Annotated in this window: 14 protein-coding genes; 6 read left to right on the top strand and 8 right to left on the bottom strand. The window is 61.3% G+C overall.

Features of this window, described 5'->3' with window-relative positions:
• Nucleotides 1-17 precede the first annotated feature (17 nt).
• The 7 genes from ubiB to CSE6_RS02710 form a co-directional block, all read right to left on the bottom strand.
• A complete protein-coding gene (ubiB, locus tag CSE6_RS02740) occupies nt 18-1586 on the bottom strand; it encodes a ubiquinone biosynthesis regulatory protein kinase UbiB (RefSeq protein WP_034357575.1) in 1569 nt (522 codons plus the stop codon).
• Nucleotides 1583-2194 carry a hypothetical protein gene (locus CSE6_RS02735; RefSeq protein WP_003065999.1) on the bottom strand — a complete coding sequence of 204 codons (612 nt, stop codon included), beginning with the start codon at nt 2192-2194 and terminating at the stop codon, nt 1583-1585. The genes ubiB and CSE6_RS02735 overlap by 4 nt, the downstream gene beginning before the upstream one ends.
• 90 nt (nt 2195-2284) lie before the next feature.
• Nucleotides 2285-3286, bottom strand: a complete 1002-nt coding sequence (locus CSE6_RS02730; RefSeq protein ID WP_059439827.1) for a Tim44 domain-containing protein — start codon at nt 3284-3286, stop codon at nt 2285-2287.
• Between the two features lie 51 nt (nt 3287-3337).
• Nucleotides 3338-4069 (bottom strand): bifunctional demethylmenaquinone methyltransferase/2-methoxy-6-polyprenyl-1,4-benzoquinol methylase UbiE, encoded by a 732-nt coding sequence (gene ubiE, locus CSE6_RS02725; protein WP_003065997.1) that lies wholly within the window; start codon nt 4067-4069, stop codon nt 3338-3340.
• A gap of 243 nt (nt 4070-4312) precedes the next feature.
• A complete protein-coding gene (locus tag CSE6_RS02720) occupies nt 4313-4732 on the bottom strand; it encodes a gamma-butyrobetaine hydroxylase-like domain-containing protein (protein ID WP_059439826.1) in 420 nt (139 codons plus the stop codon).
• A 74-nt stretch (nt 4733-4806) separates the two neighbouring features.
• Nucleotides 4807-5244 carry an HIT family protein gene (locus tag CSE6_RS02715; protein ID WP_034389225.1) on the bottom strand — a complete coding sequence of 146 codons (438 nt, stop codon included), beginning with the start codon at nt 5242-5244 and terminating at the stop codon, nt 4807-4809.
• Between the two features lie 125 nt (nt 5245-5369).
• Nucleotides 5370-9287 carry an FAD/FMN-binding oxidoreductase gene (locus CSE6_RS02710; protein ID WP_059439825.1) on the bottom strand — a complete coding sequence of 1306 codons (3918 nt, stop codon included), beginning with the start codon at nt 9285-9287 and terminating at the stop codon, nt 5370-5372.
• A 102-nt stretch (nt 9288-9389) separates the two neighbouring features.
• Between CSE6_RS02710 and CSE6_RS02705 the strand changes: the two genes are divergently transcribed.
• The 6 genes from CSE6_RS02705 to ugpQ all read left to right on the top strand — a co-directional run bounded on the left by CSE6_RS02705 (nt 9390) and on the right by ugpQ (nt 15084).
• A complete protein-coding gene (locus tag CSE6_RS02705; protein ID WP_131324692.1) occupies nt 9390-9608 on the top strand; it encodes a hypothetical protein in 219 nt (72 codons plus the stop codon).
• A 182-nt stretch (nt 9609-9790) separates the two neighbouring features.
• Complete coding sequence (gene ugpB, locus CSE6_RS02700; protein ID WP_034357566.1) at nt 9791-11104, top strand: sn-glycerol-3-phosphate ABC transporter substrate-binding protein UgpB; 1314 nt, start codon at nt 9791-9793, stop codon at nt 11102-11104.
• Nucleotides 11105-11226: 122 nt separating this feature from the next.
• Nucleotides 11227-12108 (top strand): sn-glycerol-3-phosphate ABC transporter permease UgpA, encoded by an 882-nt coding sequence (gene ugpA / locus CSE6_RS02695; RefSeq protein ID WP_034357563.1) that lies wholly within the window; start codon nt 11227-11229, stop codon nt 12106-12108.
• Between the two features lie 2 nt (nt 12109-12110).
• Nucleotides 12111-12959 (top strand): sn-glycerol-3-phosphate ABC transporter permease UgpE, encoded by an 849-nt coding sequence (gene ugpE / locus CSE6_RS02690; protein WP_034357561.1) that lies wholly within the window; start codon nt 12111-12113, stop codon nt 12957-12959.
• Between the two features lie 65 nt (nt 12960-13024).
• On the top strand, nt 13025-14032 hold the full coding sequence (locus CSE6_RS02685) for a sn-glycerol-3-phosphate import ATP-binding protein UgpC (protein ID WP_034381667.1): 1008 nt from the start codon (nt 13025-13027) through the stop codon (nt 14030-14032).
• A 275-nt stretch (nt 14033-14307) separates the two neighbouring features.
• A complete protein-coding gene (gene ugpQ / locus CSE6_RS02680; protein WP_059439824.1) occupies nt 14308-15084 on the top strand; it encodes a glycerophosphodiester phosphodiesterase in 777 nt (258 codons plus the stop codon).
• Between the two features lie 274 nt (nt 15085-15358).
• Here the strand turns inward: ugpQ and CSE6_RS02675 are convergent, their stop codons facing one another.
• On the bottom strand, nt 15359-16342 hold the full coding sequence (locus CSE6_RS02675; RefSeq protein WP_370545694.1) for a Bug family tripartite tricarboxylate transporter substrate binding protein: 984 nt from the start codon (nt 16340-16342) through the stop codon (nt 15359-15361).
• Nucleotides 16343-16350: the final 8 nt, after the last annotated feature.

The raw sequence follows: 16350 nt of genomic DNA, 5'->3' as shown, positions 1-16350 counted from the left end.
CTAAAGAAAGGGAAAGCTCAGAAGCGGATGCGCAGCAGAACCTGCAGCACCACCAGACCGATGACGAAACCGATGCCGCCGCAAAGGATGGCCTGCAGCAAACGGTTTGTCGTTTTCTGCTGCTGCAGCAGCTCCTTGAGCAGGGCTTCGCTGTCATTGCCAGCGCCATGCCTGGACAGATACTGGTGCAGCACACGCGGAATGTCGGGCAGGATCTTGGCGTAACGCGGCGCCTGCGCCTGCAGCTCATGCCATAGGCGCTGCGGCCCCATCTGGTCCAGCATCCATTTCTCGAGGAATGGCTTGGCCGTGCTCCAGAGGTCAAGGTTGGGGTCGAGCTGACGGCCCAGGCCTTCGATATTGAGCAGCGTCTTTTGCAGCAGCACCAGTTGGGGCTGAATCTCGACCTGGAAACGGCGCGAGGTCTGGAACAGGCGCATCAGCACCATGCCCAGCGAGATTTCAGCCAGAGGCCGGTCGAAATAAGGCTCGCAGACGGCGCGGATGGCCGCCTCCAGCTCCTCGACGCGCGTCGTGGCCGGCACCCAGCCGCTTTCCACATGCAAGGCGGCAACACGCTTGTAGTCGCGGCGGAAAAAGGCCAGGAAGTTCTGCGCCAGATATTCCTTGTCGAACTCGGTCAGCGTACCGACTATGCCGAAGTCCAGCGAGATATAGCGCCCGAAGGTATCGGGCTCCAGGCTGACCATGATGTTGCCCGGGTGCATGTCGGCATGAAAGAAGCCGTCGCGGAACACCTGGGTAAAGAAGATGGTCACGCCATCGCGCGCCAGCTTGGGGATGTCCACGCCGGCTTCGCGCAGGCGCTCGACCTGGCTGATGGGCACGCCCTTCATGCGCTCCATCACCATCACGTCGGTGTGGCAGTAATCCCAGTGGATCTCGGGGATCAGCACCAGATCCAGCCCTTCCATATTGCGACGCAGTTGCGCGGCATTGGAGGCTTCGCGGATCAGGTCCAGCTCGTCATGCAGATAGTTGTCGAACTCGGCAACCACTTCCTTTGGCTTGAGGCGCTTGCCATCATGGGAGAGCTTTTCCAGCCAGCTCGCCATCATGTGCATCAGCGCCAGATCCTTGTCGATCACGGACTTCATGCCCGGGCGCAGCACCTTGACGGCGACATCGTGCTCGACGCCGGACTTGTCGCGAACCCTGGCAAAGTGCACCTGGGCGATGGACGCGCTGGCCACGGGCTCACGCTCGAAGCTGATGAAGATCTGCTCCAGCGGCTTGCGAAAGGAACGCTCGATGGTGTCCACCGCGATCTGGGAATCGAACGGCGGCACGCGGTCCTGCAGCTTGGCCAGTTCCTCGGCCACATCGGGCGGCATCAGGTCGCTGCGCGTAGACAGCACCTGACCGAACTTCACGAAGATGGGTCCCAGCTCTTCCAGCGCTTCGCGCAGGCGCACGCCACGTGGCTTGTCCAGCTTGCGGCCAAAGGTCAGCACGCCGCGCAGGCTGCGCAGACGCGGATGAGGAATCCCGGAGAGCACCAGCTCATCGAGTCCATAACGAAACACCACCCAGAGGATGGCCCAGCCCCGCAGAAAGCGGCTCATGGCTGTGTGTAATCGGCCCCGGGCATGGCTGCCACGGGTGCCGTGCCGGCAGGATTGGCGACATCGGCAGCAGAGGCAGACTTGCTGCCCATGCGTGCGCCGACGAACTGACGCAGCCCCTGTGCGGCCGTGCGTGCCACCTTGCCAATGGTGTGGGCCGGCACATCGCCAATCAGGCGAGCCAGATCCTCCTCCACATCCCACTTGACGTTATCCACCAGCCAATTGATCTCGGCGGCAAACTGCACATCGCCTTCGATGCGAATGCTGGGCTTGTCGCCACGCAAGGCCGTCTGGGCCAGCGACAGAGGAGAGGTCTCGGTGACTTCCAGCATCAGATCGGGTGCGGCCTCCGCAGGAGCCACGTCGAACAGGCCAGCAGGAGTGACCAGCAAGGCGACCGAATACTGGCGCCATTGCACGCGCGCAATACGTCCCTTCTGGCGCACGAGGCGGTCCATGGCCTCTTTTTCCTGCATCAGCACATGATTGAGGAAAAGCACCAGCCGCTGGTGCATTTCACTCACCAGCCATTCGGGAGCTTGGGGACCGGCCATCACGCGTTCGACGAGACCGCCCAGAAAAGAAAAAGGGGACTGTGTTGCCATAGTCCCCGATTATTCATGAAATTGATTCCCCCCTGTGGCGCTTTGCGCCTTCCCCCCAAGGGGGACGGCACCATCGCTGCGGGGCGGCGCTTATTGCAGCGCCTGCACGCCTGCCACCAGCCAGCCGCTGGTGCCACTCTTGGGCTTGGTCATGTTCCAGACTTCACGGAAGGGGCTGGGGCCTGCCGATGCCTCTTCGCGGATCATGCCGGAGAACTCGACGCTGGCCATATAGCCATTGCCCAGATCTTCGATGCCCAGCAGTTGCGCATCGATCATCAGCACGTCGGTGTGGTTGGGTTCACCGGCACGCTGGCTCTCGCGCTCGGACAGCTGGCTGCGGATTTCCGCGAGCATCTCGTCGGTCATCATGGAGCGCAGAGTGGTGATGTCGGATCTGTCCCAGGCCGACTGCAGCGTCACGAAGTTGCGCTTGGCTGCCGTGAGAAAACCTTCGGCATCGAAGTCTGCAGGCACGCCCCAGTTCTGCGAACCCGACAGGGCAGAGCCGATCATGGAGCCGCCAGCTGCAGCTGCGGCTTCGGGAATATGGTTCTGTTCCCAAGGACGAGCCGACGCGTCATTGCCCACTTTTTCGGGGTTGTACTGGCGTGCCTGAGGTGCATTCACATCACCGCCCAGATTGCCTGCGCCCTGAAAGGCGAATGGACTGCTGGTGCTCTGCACGGCAGGCGCTGCCTTGCGACGGCGCATGATCATGCCGACCACCACCATGATCACCATGGCCAGCAGACCGAACATCAGCATATTGGCAAAGGCTTCGCCCATGCCCAGCGAGTTGGCCAGCCAGGCCAGGCCCAGGCCTGCGGCCAGGCCGCCCAGCATGGCGCCCCATGGCTTCTTGGGTGCAGCGGCCGGAGCCGCTGCAGGCGGAGCAGCACGGTTTTGCTGCGCCGCACTCTGCTGCGGAGCCTGCTGGGTATTCTGAGCGGGAGCACGAGACGCTTCGCGTTGAGTGACGTTGCCCGACTGCTTGCCGAACGATGAGCCACCGCCCATGCGTTTTGCATCGGCCTGACCATGTGCCAACACCAGCATTGCCACCAAGGCGATTGACCAAAGTTTCTTCATCTCATCTCCCTTCTTATAGAAAGTCGCTACAAATCTGCGCACAGGGCGCACTTAACATTTGATTCCCACATGCAAGGCACAGACGCCTCCTGTCATGTTGTGATAGTCCACATGGCCAAAGCCGCATTGCTGCATCAGGGCCTTGAGCTCCTTCTGGCCTGGGTGCATGCGGATGGACTCAGCCAGATAGCGATAGCTTTCGGCATCGCCGGCAATCATCTTGCCCATGGTCGGCAAAATCTTGAACGAGTACCAGTCATAGACTTTCTCCAGCGGTTTGGCCACCTTGGAAAACTCCAGCACCAGCAGCTTGCCGCCGGGACGCAGCACGCGGTTCATTTCCTTGAGCGCTGCATCCTTGTGCGTCATATTGCGCAGACCGAAGGCCACGCTGACCAGATCGAAATAGTTGTCGGGGAAGGGCAGCTTTTCAGCATCGCAGACCAGCGTGGGCAGGATCACGCCCTTGTCGGTCAAACGGTCACGCCCCACGCGCAACATGGCTTCATTGATGTCGGTGTGCACCACCTGACCGCTGGCGCCCACCTTCTTGGAAAAAGCCAGGGACAGATCTCCTGTGCCGCCCGCGATATCCAGCGCCTTGTCGCCTTCCTTGAGGTTGGCCACCATCAGCGTGTAAGCCTTCCAGGCGCGGTGCAGACCGCCCGACATCACGTCGTTCATGACGTCGTACTTGGAAGCCACGGAGTCGAACACACCGCGTACGCGCGATGCCTTCTCGCTTTCATCAACAGTCTGGAATCCGAAGTGTGTGGAGCTCATAACAAAGAATGCTAAGCAGGCAGTGCTTGCGCGTACAGCGACAACCCCGTATGGCTACAGGCTTTGAAGCACTATGGTTTTTGGAAGGAATTCGCCTTGAGCGCTTATTTCACATGCGCTGCCAGCTATTGGAAATATAGCACCAGCCTCAATAACCCTGTACCGTATGCATGGGCTATGTGGCGTGTACGGGACGTTGCTGCCGGCTTTTGAGCCGACATGCAAGCCCCTGGGAGTCAAAGCTCAATGCACGCTGCAGCCATGACCGCCGGCGCCCTTCTCGGGCATGGGCGTGTCGCGCTCCACCCCGGCCTCTTCAAGGCGCTGCAGATATTGCTGCCACAGAGCATCCTGCTGGCTGCCCAGCTGGTAGAGGTATTCCCAGGTGTACAGACCGCTTTCATGCCCATCGCTGAAGAAGGGCTTGATGGCGTAGTTGCCGACCGGCTCTATGGTGTTGATGCCCACATCGCGCTTGCCGGTCTGCAGCACTTCCTGGCCCGGGCCATGGCCTTGCACTTCGGCCGAGGGCGAGTACACGCGTAGCAACTCGAACGGGATGCGGAAAGTCTTGCCGTCCGAATAAGAAACCTCCAGCACGCGCGATGCGCCATGCACGGTCAATGACTGGGGGGTGGGAGTATTGGCTTGCAGTCCTGCCATGGTTCTCTCCTAATCAATGCATAAAAGGGCAGCCTCAAGCTGCCCTTTGAATCTCCCGACGGAGATGAAAAACATCACGCGGCCCAGAGGGCCAACGCCTTTTGCAGCACTTCATCCACCTGAGGCAGCTGGCGTGCGATCTCAGCTTCGCGCTCTTCATTGCGCTCGCGCTGGGCCGCAGCCCAGACGGAAGCGGGAAAGTGGCTGTCCCAGTCATAGCGCGCAATCACATGCCAGTGCAGATGCGCCACCATATTACCGAGAGCCGCCAGGTTGATCTTGGTTGGAGCCAGTTGCTCGCGCAGCACGCGCTCCACCAGGGCCACGGCATCCATGCAGACAATGCGATCCGCCGCGCTCAGATCCGAGAACTCGGCCGCATGCTCATTCCAGACCACGCGATAGAAGGCCGGAAAGCCAGCTTCCGCTGCGCGGATCACGCGCAGCTTCTCACCGCTCCAGATCAATGCGCCGCCATCGGTTGCACACAGAGGACAATTTTCAACCAGCATCTGAAATCTCCATTGCAATGCTTCTTACCCACATCACTGCGATGTGACCCCAGCGCAGGCCAGAGACACCGAGGCAGGACCGCCCCGGCCTCCCTTGGGGAAGGCGCGGAGCGACTCAGGGGGCATCACACCAGCACACGCTCGATACCGCCCTGGTTGGCGCGATTGACATACTCGGCCATCCAGTTCTCGCCCAGAATATCGCGCGCCATCTCGACCACGATGTAGTCTGCTTCGAGCAGACCGTTGTTCAGATCGTTGCCGTAGCGGCTCAGGCCCTGCAGGCAGCTGGGGCAGCTGGTCAGGATCTTGACGTTGTCCTGGGCACCCAACTGACCGTTGTCGCGCAGCGCGGCCTCGCCCTTGCGGATCTCCTCGGTCTTGCGGAAACGGATCTGCGTGGAGATATCGGGACGCGTCACCCCCAGCGTGCCGGATTCGCCGCAGCAGCGCTCGCTCTTGAGCACGTTGTCACCCATCAAGGCCTTGACGGTCTTCATCGGGTCCTGCTGCTTCATGGGCGTATGGCAGGGGTCGTGGTACAGGTAAGCACCCTTGTTCTGCAGCGTGATGCCCTTTTCGAGCAGATATTCGTGGATGTCGATGATGCGGCAGCCGGGGAAGATCTTGTCGAACTGGTAGCCCTGCAACTGGTCATAGCAGGTACCGCAGCTCACCACCACGGTCTTGATGTCCAGATAGTTGAGCGTGGTCGCCACACGGTGGAAGAGCACACGGTTGTCCGTGATCATCTTCTCGGCCTTGTCGAACTGGCCCGAACCGCGCTGGGGATAGCCGCAGCACAGATAACCGGGCGGCAGCACGGTCTGCACGCCGGCATGCCAGAGCATGGCCTGCGTGGCCAGACCCACCTGACTGAACAGGCGCTCCGAGCCGCAGCCGGGGAAGTAGAACACCGCCTCGGTGTCCGACTTGGTGGCCTGCGGGTCGCGGATGATGGGCACGTAATCCTTGTCTTCGATATCCAGCAAGGCGCGCGCCGTCTTGGTCGGCAGACCACCGGGCAGCTTCTTGTTGATGAAGTGAATCACCTGCTCCTTGATGGGAGCCGTGCCCACGGATGCGGGCGGATGTGCGGTCTGCTTCTTGGCGACAGCCCCCAGCACGTCGGCCGCCAGGCGCTGGGCCTTGAAGCCCACACCCACCATGGCCGTGCGCATGAACTTGATGGTGTCGGGGTTGGTGGCATTGAGCATGGCCATGGCCAGCTTGTTGCCGGGACGGAAGCTCTTCTTGTCCATCTTGCGCAGCAGATTGCGCATATTCATGGTCACGTCGCCGAAGTCGATCTTGACCGGGCAGGGATTGAAGCACTTGTGGCAGACCGTGCAGTGGTCGGCCACGTCTTCGAATTCCTGCCAGTGCTTGATGGAGACGCCACGGCGTGTCTGCTCTTCGTAGAGGAAGGCCTCCACCAGCAGCGAGGTGGCCAGAATCTTGTTGCGCGGCGAGTACAGCAGATTGGCGCGCGGCACATGGGTGGCGCACACGGGCTTGCACTTGCCGCAGCGCAGGCAGTCCTTGACGGAGTTGGCGATGGCGCCGATGTCCGACTGCTGCATGATGATGGATTCATAACCCATCAGGCCGAAACTGGGCGTGTAGGCATTGGTCAGATCGGCAAACATCAGCGACTCGCGCGGCGAGCGACCGTCATGACTCTGGTGCGCCAGGGCATCCCACTCTTCGTTGCGGATCAGCTTGCCCTTGTTGAAGCGGCCTTCGGGGTCCACACGCTTCTTGTAATCGGCAAACGGTGCCAGCTCGGCATCCGAGAGGAATTCCAGCTTGGTGATGCCGATGCCGTGCTCGCCCGAGATCACGCCGTCCAGACTGCGCGCCAGTTCCATGATGCGGGCCACGGCTTCGTGCGCGGTCTGCAGCATTTCATAGTCGTCGGAGTTGACGGGGATGTTGGTGTGCACATTGCCGTCGCCGGCATGCATGTGCAGGGCCACCCAGACACGCCCCTTGAGCACGGTCTGGTGAATCTCGTTGACGGACTCGCGCAGCGGCTGGAAGGCAGCGCCCGCGAAAATCTTGGACAGCGGCTCCTTGAGCTGGGTCTTCCAGCTCGCACGCAGGCGGTGATCCTGCAGCTCGGGGAACAGCGTGGCCACGCCGTCCAGCCAGCCCTGCCAGAGCTCGCGCACCTCGGCCACCAGCGCCAGGGCCTGCTGCACGCGGTCTTCCAGCAGTTCGGCACTGGGGATGTCGCCGGCATCGTCGCTCTTGCCCAGGGGCAGATCGGAGTGCTTGAAGAAGCCGCTCAGCTCGTCGCAGAGCTTGAGCTTGTTGCGCAGCGACAGCTCGATATTGATGCGCTCGATGCCATCGGTGTACTCGGCCATGCGCGGCAGCGGAATCACCACGTCTTCGTTGATCTTGAAGGCGTTGGTATGGCGCGAGATCGCTGCCGTGCGCTTGCGGTCCAGCCAGAACTTCTTGCGCGCCTCGGCGCTGACGGCGGTAAAGCCCTCGCCGTTGCGTGAATTGGCGATGCGCACCACCTCGGCAGCCACGCGGGCCACTTCGTCGGCATCGTCACCGGCGATATCGCCCAGCAGCACCATCTTGGGCAGACGGCCGTTGCCCTTCTTGCTCTTGGTCGCGTAGCCCACGGCCTTGAGGTAGCGGTCGTCCAGATGTTCAAGGCCGGCCAGCAGCACGCCCGAGCGCTTTTGCTCGGCGAACATATAGTCCTTGATCTCGACGATGGAGGGCACGGCATCCTTGGCATTGCCGAAGAATTCCATGCAAACGGTACGCGTATGCGCCGGCATGCGGTGCACCACCCAGCGCGCGCTGGTGATCAGGCCGTCCGTGCCCTCCTTCTGGATGCCGGGCAGACCCGAGAGGAATTTGTCGGTCACATCCTTGCCCAGGCCTTCCTTGCGGAAGGTGTGACCGGGGATGTCCAGGCGCTCGGTGCGCACATAGGTCTTGCCGTCCGCCTCGAAGTACTTCAGCTCGAAACAGGCCATCTCGGCATCATGGATCTTGCCGAGGTTGTGATCCAGGCGTGTGACCTCCAGCCATTGCGCATCGGGCGTGACCATGCGCCAGGACACCAGATTGTCCAGGGCAGTACCCCAGAGCACGGCCTTTTTGCCGCCCGCGTTCATGGCGATATTGCCGCCTATGCAGGAGGCCTCGATGGAGGTCGGGTCCACGGCGAACACAAAGCCGCCGCGCTCGGCCGCATCGGCCACACGCTGGGTCACCACACCGGCTTCGGAGTAGATGGTGGGCACTTCGTGATCCACGCCGGGAATCATGCGCATCTCGACTTCGGTCAGCGCTTCCAGCTTCTCGGTGTTGATGACCACCGAGCGCCAGGTCAAAGGTATGGCGCCACCCGTGTATCCAGTACCGCCTCCGCGCGGAATGATGGTCAGACCGAGTTCGATGCAGCCCTTGACCAGACCGGCCATCTCGGCTTCGGTATCGGGCGTCAGCACGACAAACGGGTATTCGACGCGCCAGTCGGTCGCATCGGTCACATGGGCCACGCGCGACAGACCGTCGAACTTGATGTTGTCCTTGGCGGTATAGCGACGCAGCGTCTTCTGCGCGCGGCGGCGCAGCTGCTCGGCCTCGACAAAAGTGGCGTTGAATTCATGCACGGCGCGGTGGGCCGCTTCCACCAGCTGACCCACCAGCTGATCGCGCAGCGCATCCTCGTTGGGCTCGCGGCGCTTGTCGATCTCGGCCAGGCGATGCTCCAGCGCCTCGACCAGCGACTTGCGGCGGTCAGGGTTGTGGATCAGGTCGTCCTGAAGATAGGGATTGCGCTGCACAACCCAGATATCCCCCAGCACTTCGTAGAGCATGCGGGCGGATCGGCCGGTACGGCGTTCCTGACGCAGCTGATTGAGCACATCCCACATGGATGAGCCCAACAGACGAATCACAATCTCACGGTCAGAGAACGATGTGTAGTTATAGGGAATCTCGCGCAGTCGTGCGGGTTCGGCAGCCTGGGCCTGGAGGGCGGCAGCCAACGCAATCGGTACATTCATGGGGGTAGACCGTGTCGGGCGCCCTCTGTGTGGCGCCCCTAAGCCAGTGGGATGACGATTTTAAGCGACGGAGGCTCAGCCATGCTTTGCTATGGGTTCTGAGTGGCCAGCCCTGCTATCGCCAAAGCAGCAAGCCCCATCGGCATTTCGCAGGCGATCCGCTGCATGACGATGCACAAAGGCGCTGCGAACCCGTTCACCGCTGCACGCAGCCAAAGGGTAGATGAATCTTTCATAGGCTATTTAGACAAAAATCATACATTTCCGAATCAAAAACAACTCAATACGAAAGACTACCAACAACAAACGAAATGCCGTTGACCTAGAATGGCGCAGCTTCGCGCACCATCAGATGTCACCTGATCGTCATACAAAGGCTTGTGACTGCGGGTTCTGCCCATGGTGCGGCGCGTTGCCCATGCAAACAATGACATCCATATGTCATACGGATGACTTAGTGTGCATCACCGCATATTTCGTCAACGATCGTTAGAGGAGCCTTCATGCAATTCAAGCAACTGGCCATGGCCGCCGCCGTCGCCGCTACTACTTTCTCGGCACAAGCCGTCACCGAAATCCAATGGTGGCACTCGATGACTGCCGTGAATAACGAGTGGGTCAATGACCTGGCCAAGCAGTTCAACGAAAGCCAGAAGGATTACAAGGTCGTGCCCACGTTCAAGGGTGTGTACGACGAATCCATGACGGCCGCGATTGCAGCCTTCCGCTCGGGCAACGCCCCTCACATCCTGCAGGTGTTTGAAGTGGGTACTGCCACCATGATGGCTTCCAAGGGTGCGACGGTGCCCGTGGGCAAGGTGATGCAGGACGCCGGCGTCGCTTTCGATCCCAAGACCTACATTCCCGCCGTGGCCGGTTACTACACGGCCCCCAACGGCCAGATGCTGAGCTTCCCCTTCAACAGCTCGACAACCATCTTCTACTACAACAAGGACGCCTTCAAGAAGGCCGGCCTGAACCCCGACGTCGCCCCCAAGACCTGGCCCGAAGTCTTTGCTGCCGCCAAGAAGCTCAAGGAAAGCGGCCACAGCTGCCCCATGACTCTGGCATGGCAAGGCTGGACCCAGCTGGAGTCCTTCTCCACCTGGCACAACGTGGAATTCGCCACCGAGCACAACGGTCTGAGCGCCAACGGCTACAAGGCGCGCATGAAGATCAACTCGCCTCTGCACGTCAAGCACATCGACAACCTGGCCGCAGCAGCCAAGGCTGGCGAGTTTGTCTACAAGGGTCGCGCCTCCACTTCCCAGGCTTCGTTCACCGCCGGTGAATGCGCCATGATCCAGACTTCGTCCGGCTTCTACGGCGATGTGGCCAAGAACGCCAAGTTCAACTACGCCCTGGCTCCCTTGCCCTACTATCCCGATGTCAAGGGCGCTCCCCAGAACACCGTGATCGGCGGCGCTTCGCTATGGGTCATGGCTGGCAAGAAGGCCGAAGAGTACAAGGGCGTGGCCAAGTTCTTCGAGTTCCTGTCGCAAACCAAGGTACAGGCCGCTTCGCACCAGCGCACCGGCTACCTGCCCGTGACCATGGCGGCCTATGACCTGACCGAAAAGTCCGGTTTCTACGCCAAGCACCCCGGCACCGACACCGCCGTGACGCAGATGATCCGCAAGGTGACCGACAACTCGCGCGGCATCCGTCTGGGCAACTACGTGCAGATCCGTACCATCGAGGACGAAGAACTCGAACAGGTGTGGGCTGGCAAGAAGACCGGCAAGCAGGCGCTGGACTCCATCGTGAGCCGTGGCAACGAACTGCTGGCTCGCTTCGAGCGCTCCTACAAACAGTAAACCCTCCAGGCACCCGCAAGGGTGCCGCCAAGGCCTGCGGGGCCTTCAAACAAGGCTCTGCACCCCCAAATACCCCGTTGACTGCACCCAGGCTCCGGCGGTTTTTTTATTTGTAACTCCTCATGGAAAAACGCGTTCTTTTCCGATCCAAGTGGCTTCCCTGGGTGCTGATCACCCCCCAGCTACTGATCATCGGCATCTTCTTCTTCTGGCCCGCCGGTCAGGCTGTGCTCCAGTCATTCCAGATGGAAGACGCGTTCGGCATGAGTACCGAATGGGTTGGCCTGGACAACTTCCGCCAGTTGTTCGCCGACCCCACCTATCTGAATTCCTTCAAGCGCACAGCACTGTTCTCGGTGCTGGTGGCCGGCGTCGGCATTGCCGTTTCGCTGGCTCTGGCCATCTTTGCGGATCGCATCATCCGCTTTGCCATGGTCTACAAGACCTTGCTGATCATCCCCTACGCAGTGGCTCCCGTGATCGCGGGCGTGCTGTGGGTCTTCATGTTCTCGCCCTCCATCGGTGTGGTGACCCATTACATGGGCAAGCTGGGCTATGAATGGAACCATCTGATGAACGAAAACCAGGCCATGGCCCTGATCGTCATCACCTCGGTGTGGAAACAGATTTCCTACAACTTCCTGTTCTTCCTCGCCGGACTGCAGTCCATTCCCAAGGCACTGATCGAAGCCGCGTCCATCGACGGTGCCGGCCCATGGCGCCGCTTCTGGAACATCCAGCTGCCGCTGCTCTCGCCCACCACCTTCTTCCTGCTGGTGATCAACGTCGTCTACGCCTTCTTCGACACCTTCGGCATCATTGATGCAGCCACGCAGGGCGGCCCCGGCCAGTCCACATCGATTCTGGTCTACAAGGTCTACCAGGACGGTTTCAAGGCGCTGGACCTGGGCGGCTCCGCAGCCCAGTCCGTGATCCTGATGCTGATTGTTGTCGTGCTGACTGTGATCCAGTTCCGCTATGTTGAAAAGAAAGTGCAGTACTGATCATGGTCGATCGTAATCCCTGGCTTGCCTTCATCTCCCACGCCGTGCTGCTGCTGGGCGTGGCCATCGTGGCCTTTCCGCTGTATCTGGCGCTGGTCGCATCCACCCATACGGCGGACGCCATCGTGCAGTCCCCCATGCCGCTGCTGCCCGGCTCGCATATGTGGGAAAACTACCGCGACGCCCTGCTCGGTTCGGGCAAGCTCGGCTCCAACACCAATGTCGTGCAGATGATGTGGGTGAGCTTTGTCGTGGCCATGGTCATCACCGTGGGCAAGATCGCCATCTCGCTGCTGTCGGCCTTTGCCATCGTCTACTTCCGCTTCCCGTTCAAGATGGTCTGCTTCTGGGCGATTTTCCTGACGCTGATGCTGCCCGTGGAAGTGCGTATCCTGCCCACCTACAAGGTCGTGGCCGAGCTGGGCATGCTCAACAGCTACGCCGGCCTGACCCTGCCCCTGATTGCTTCGGCAACCGCCACCTTCCTGTTCCGTCAGTTCTTCCTGACCGTGCCGGACGAGCTGGTGGAGGCCGCCCGCATCGACGGCGCCGGCGCCATGCGCTTTTTCAAGGACATCCTGGTGCCCTTGTCCAAGACCTCGATTGCCGCGCTGTTCGTGATCCAGTTCATCTACGGCTGGAACCAGTACCTGTGGCCGCTGCTGATGACCACCTCGGAAGACATGTACCCCGTAGTGATCGGCATCAAGCGCATGCTGGCCGGTGGTGAAGCCGCTGTGGACTGGAACATTGTGATGGCGACCGCCATTCTGGCCATGCTGCCCCCGACAGCCGTGGTGATGCTGATGCAAAAGTGGTTTGTCAAAGGCCTGGTGGATACCGAGAAATAAAGCTCGCCCCCACTGCCTCCGCCACCTTCTTTTGACCCATTGAACGAATACCTGGAATACCTCTCATGGCATCCATCTCCCTGAAGAACATCGTCAAGCGCTACGGCACCGGCAAGTCCGCCGTACCCGTCATCCACGGCATCAACGTCGAAATCAACGACGGCGAATTCATCGTGCTGGTCGGCCCTTCGGGCTGCGGCAAGTCCACCCTGCTGCGCATGATCGCCGGCCTCGAAGAAATCACCGACGGCGACCTGCTGATCGGCAGCAACAAGGTCAACGACCTGGAGCCCGCCAAGCGCAATATCGCCATGGTGTTCCAGAACTACGCGCTCTACCCCCACATGAGCAACTACGAGAACATGGCCTACGGCCTGAAGCTCGCCAAGGTGCCCGAGGACGAGATCAAGCGCCGCGTGGACAAGGCTGCCAAGATTCTGGAGCTGAGCCATCTGCTGGACCGCAAGCCGCGCCAGCTCTCCGGCGGCCAGCGCCAGCGCGTGGCCATGGGCCGCGCCATCGTGCGCCAGCCCCAGGTCTTTCTGTTCGACGAGCCCCTGTCCAATCTGGACGCCAAGCTGCGCGGCCAGACCCGCCTGGAAATCCAGAAGCTGCACGCCGAGCTGGGCATCACCAGCCTGTTCGTGACCCACGACCAGGTCGAGGCCATGACCCTAGCCCAGCGCATGGTGGTGATGAACGGCGGCAATGTGGAGCAGTTCGGCACGCCCGAAGAGGTCTATCACACGCCCGCCTCCACCTTTGTGGCTGGCTTCATCGGCTCTCCTCCCATGAACCTGCTCAAGCACTCGCCCAACGGCAAGCCCGGCATGATCCTGGGCATCCGACCCGAGCATATCGACCTGGTGGAAGCCGGCGGCGTGGAGTTCAAGGTCCAGACCGTGGAACTGCTGGGCGCCGAACGCCTGCTCTATGGCAAGGTGGGCGACGAAGACGTCACCGTGCGCGTGGAAGAAGGCAAGCCCTATCCCAAGCCCGGTGAAACGGCCCGCATCTCGGCGCGCGAAGACCGCCTGCACTGGTTCAACGCCGAAACCGGCAAACGCGTATAAATCGAAACACCCCCTGAGCGGCTTCGCCGCTTCCCCTGCTGGGCGCCTGGCGCCCGAGGGGGACGGCAACTTCGCTGCGAGGCGGCCCTGTCTCGGTGCCCTGGCACCGTGAATGCGCAGCCCTCAAGAACGAGTCCACGGACGCCAATGACCGACTCAATCTCATCGCATGCATACGCTCATGACTGCAGAATTCCTTCTGCCATAAACTTCTCCAAGCGCCCAAGCCCACGCTGACGGCGCTTTTTTCACGTCTACATGGGCGCAAATCCACTATGACTACTGCTTTGAAACCCTGGCCCTATCCCCGCTGGGTGGCCCACCGCGGCGCCGGCAAGCTGGCACCTGAGAACACCATGAGCGCCTTCCGTCTGGGCGCGCAGCATGGCTACCGCTTTTTTGAATGCGATGCCAAGCTCAGCCAGGACGGCGTGCTGTTTCTGATGCATGACGCCACGCTGGAGCGCACCACCAACGGCCACGGCATTGGCGGCGAACTGAGCATGGGCGAGATCGCCCAGCTCGACGCCGGCAGCTGGCACTCGCGCGCCTATGCGGGCGAGGCCCTGCCCACGCTGGAAGCCCTGGCACGCTGGTGCCTGGCCAACCATCTGCACCTGAATGTGGAGATCAAGCCGACCCCGGGCCAGGAACTGGAAACCGGCCGTGCCTGCGGCGAGCTGATGCAGCGCATCTGGCCGCAAACCGAGGTACAGCCGCTGTTCACCTCGTTCAAGTCCGAGTCGCTCAAGGGCGCCCGCGAGACCGCAGCCCATATTCCGCGCGGCCTGCTGGTGGACAAGCTGGCCGACGCCAGCGGCGACTCCGACCTGAAGCTGGCCCTGGAGCTGGACTGCAGCGCCATGGTGCTCAACCATGCGCTGTGGACACCCGAGCTGGTGGCCAAGGTGCATGGCGCCGGCCTCTACTGCAGCAGCTACACCGTCAACGACCAATGGGCCGCACAGCGCCTGATAGACCTGGGCACAGACGGCATCATCACCGATCATGTGGACATGTTCAGCCCTGCGCAGACAGGCGCTCAGCTGTAAATCAGTAGCTGCTTACGCAGATCCATCTTGAATTTCAGTATCAATCAATGCTGAATTTCTCTCTAATCAAGCGCAAGCAGCTTCGATACCCATAGCAAAACAAAGGCCCGGCCACGCAAAGTGACCGGGCTTTTTTGCGCTCAAAGGCATCAAAAACTGGCGTGCCCCAGCAAAGGGACAGCGAGGAAGGGCCGCCCCGCACCGAGGCTGTCGTCCCCCTTACCTAGCGCAAAGCGCGTAGAGAAAGGGGGAAGGCGCGCAGCGCCTCAGGGGGTTAATCCAGCTTCGTACCCGAGGCCTTGACGGCTGCCGCCCAGCGCGGAGTCTCGCCGGCCAGGAACTTGCCGAAGGCCTCGGAGCCGAGGAAGGCCGGATCGGCGCCCTGCTCCACCATGCGGCTCTTCACATCGGGCAGGTTCATCACCTGCTGGAAGGCATTGCTGAGCTTGGCCGTCACCTCCTTGGGCAGGCCGGCAGGCGCGAGGAAGCCATAGAAGCCCACTACCTCGAAGCCCTTGAGGCCGGACTCTATGGCGGTCGGCACCTCGGGCAGCGCGGGATTGCGTTCCTTGCTGGTCACGGCCAGGGCGCGCACCTTGCCCTGCTTGTGATAAGCGGCCGCCTGGGGAATGCTCTCGGCCATGAACTGCACCTGGCCACCGATCAGATCGGTGAACGCAGGCGCGCTGCCCTTGTAGGGAATGTGCACCAGGTCCACGCCTGCAGCGCTCTTGAACATCTCGGGCACCAGATGGCTGATACCGCCGTTGCCGGCCGAGCCGAAGTTGATCTTGCCGGGGTTGGCCTTGGCATAGGTCGTGAACTCGGTCAGCGTCTTGGCCGGCACCTTGTTGTTGACCAGCAGCGCCAGCGGCTGCATGGCGGTGCGGGCAATCGGCGTGAAATCCTTGAGCGTGTTGTAGGGCAGCTTGCTGTAGAGCGCAGGGTTGATGACCATCACGCCGGTATTGGCCAGCATCAGCGTGTAGCCGTCGGCGGGCGAGCGCATCACGTCCTGTGCTCCCACCGAGCCGCCCGCTCCGGGCTTGTAATCCACCACCAGCGGCTGACCGAGCACGCCCTGCAGCTTGTCGGTCAGCAGACGGGCATGCTGGTCCAGCGGTCCGCCGGCGGGAAAGCCCAGCACGATGCGAATCGGCTTGGTGGGAAAGGCGTCCTGAGCCTGTGCGCACGCGGACAAAAGCAGGCCTGCGCCAGCCATCAGGCCGGCCAGTATGTTCATTGAAGTCTTCTTCATTGTTGTCT

The organism is Comamonas sp. E6 (genome assembly GCF_001010305.1).
In the GTDB taxonomy this organism is placed as follows: domain Bacteria; phylum Pseudomonadota; class Gammaproteobacteria; order Burkholderiales; family Burkholderiaceae_C; genus Comamonas; species Comamonas thiooxydans.
The sequence above is the reverse complement of the archived record's forward strand: the minus strand, read 5'-3'. Positions and strand labels throughout refer to the sequence as shown.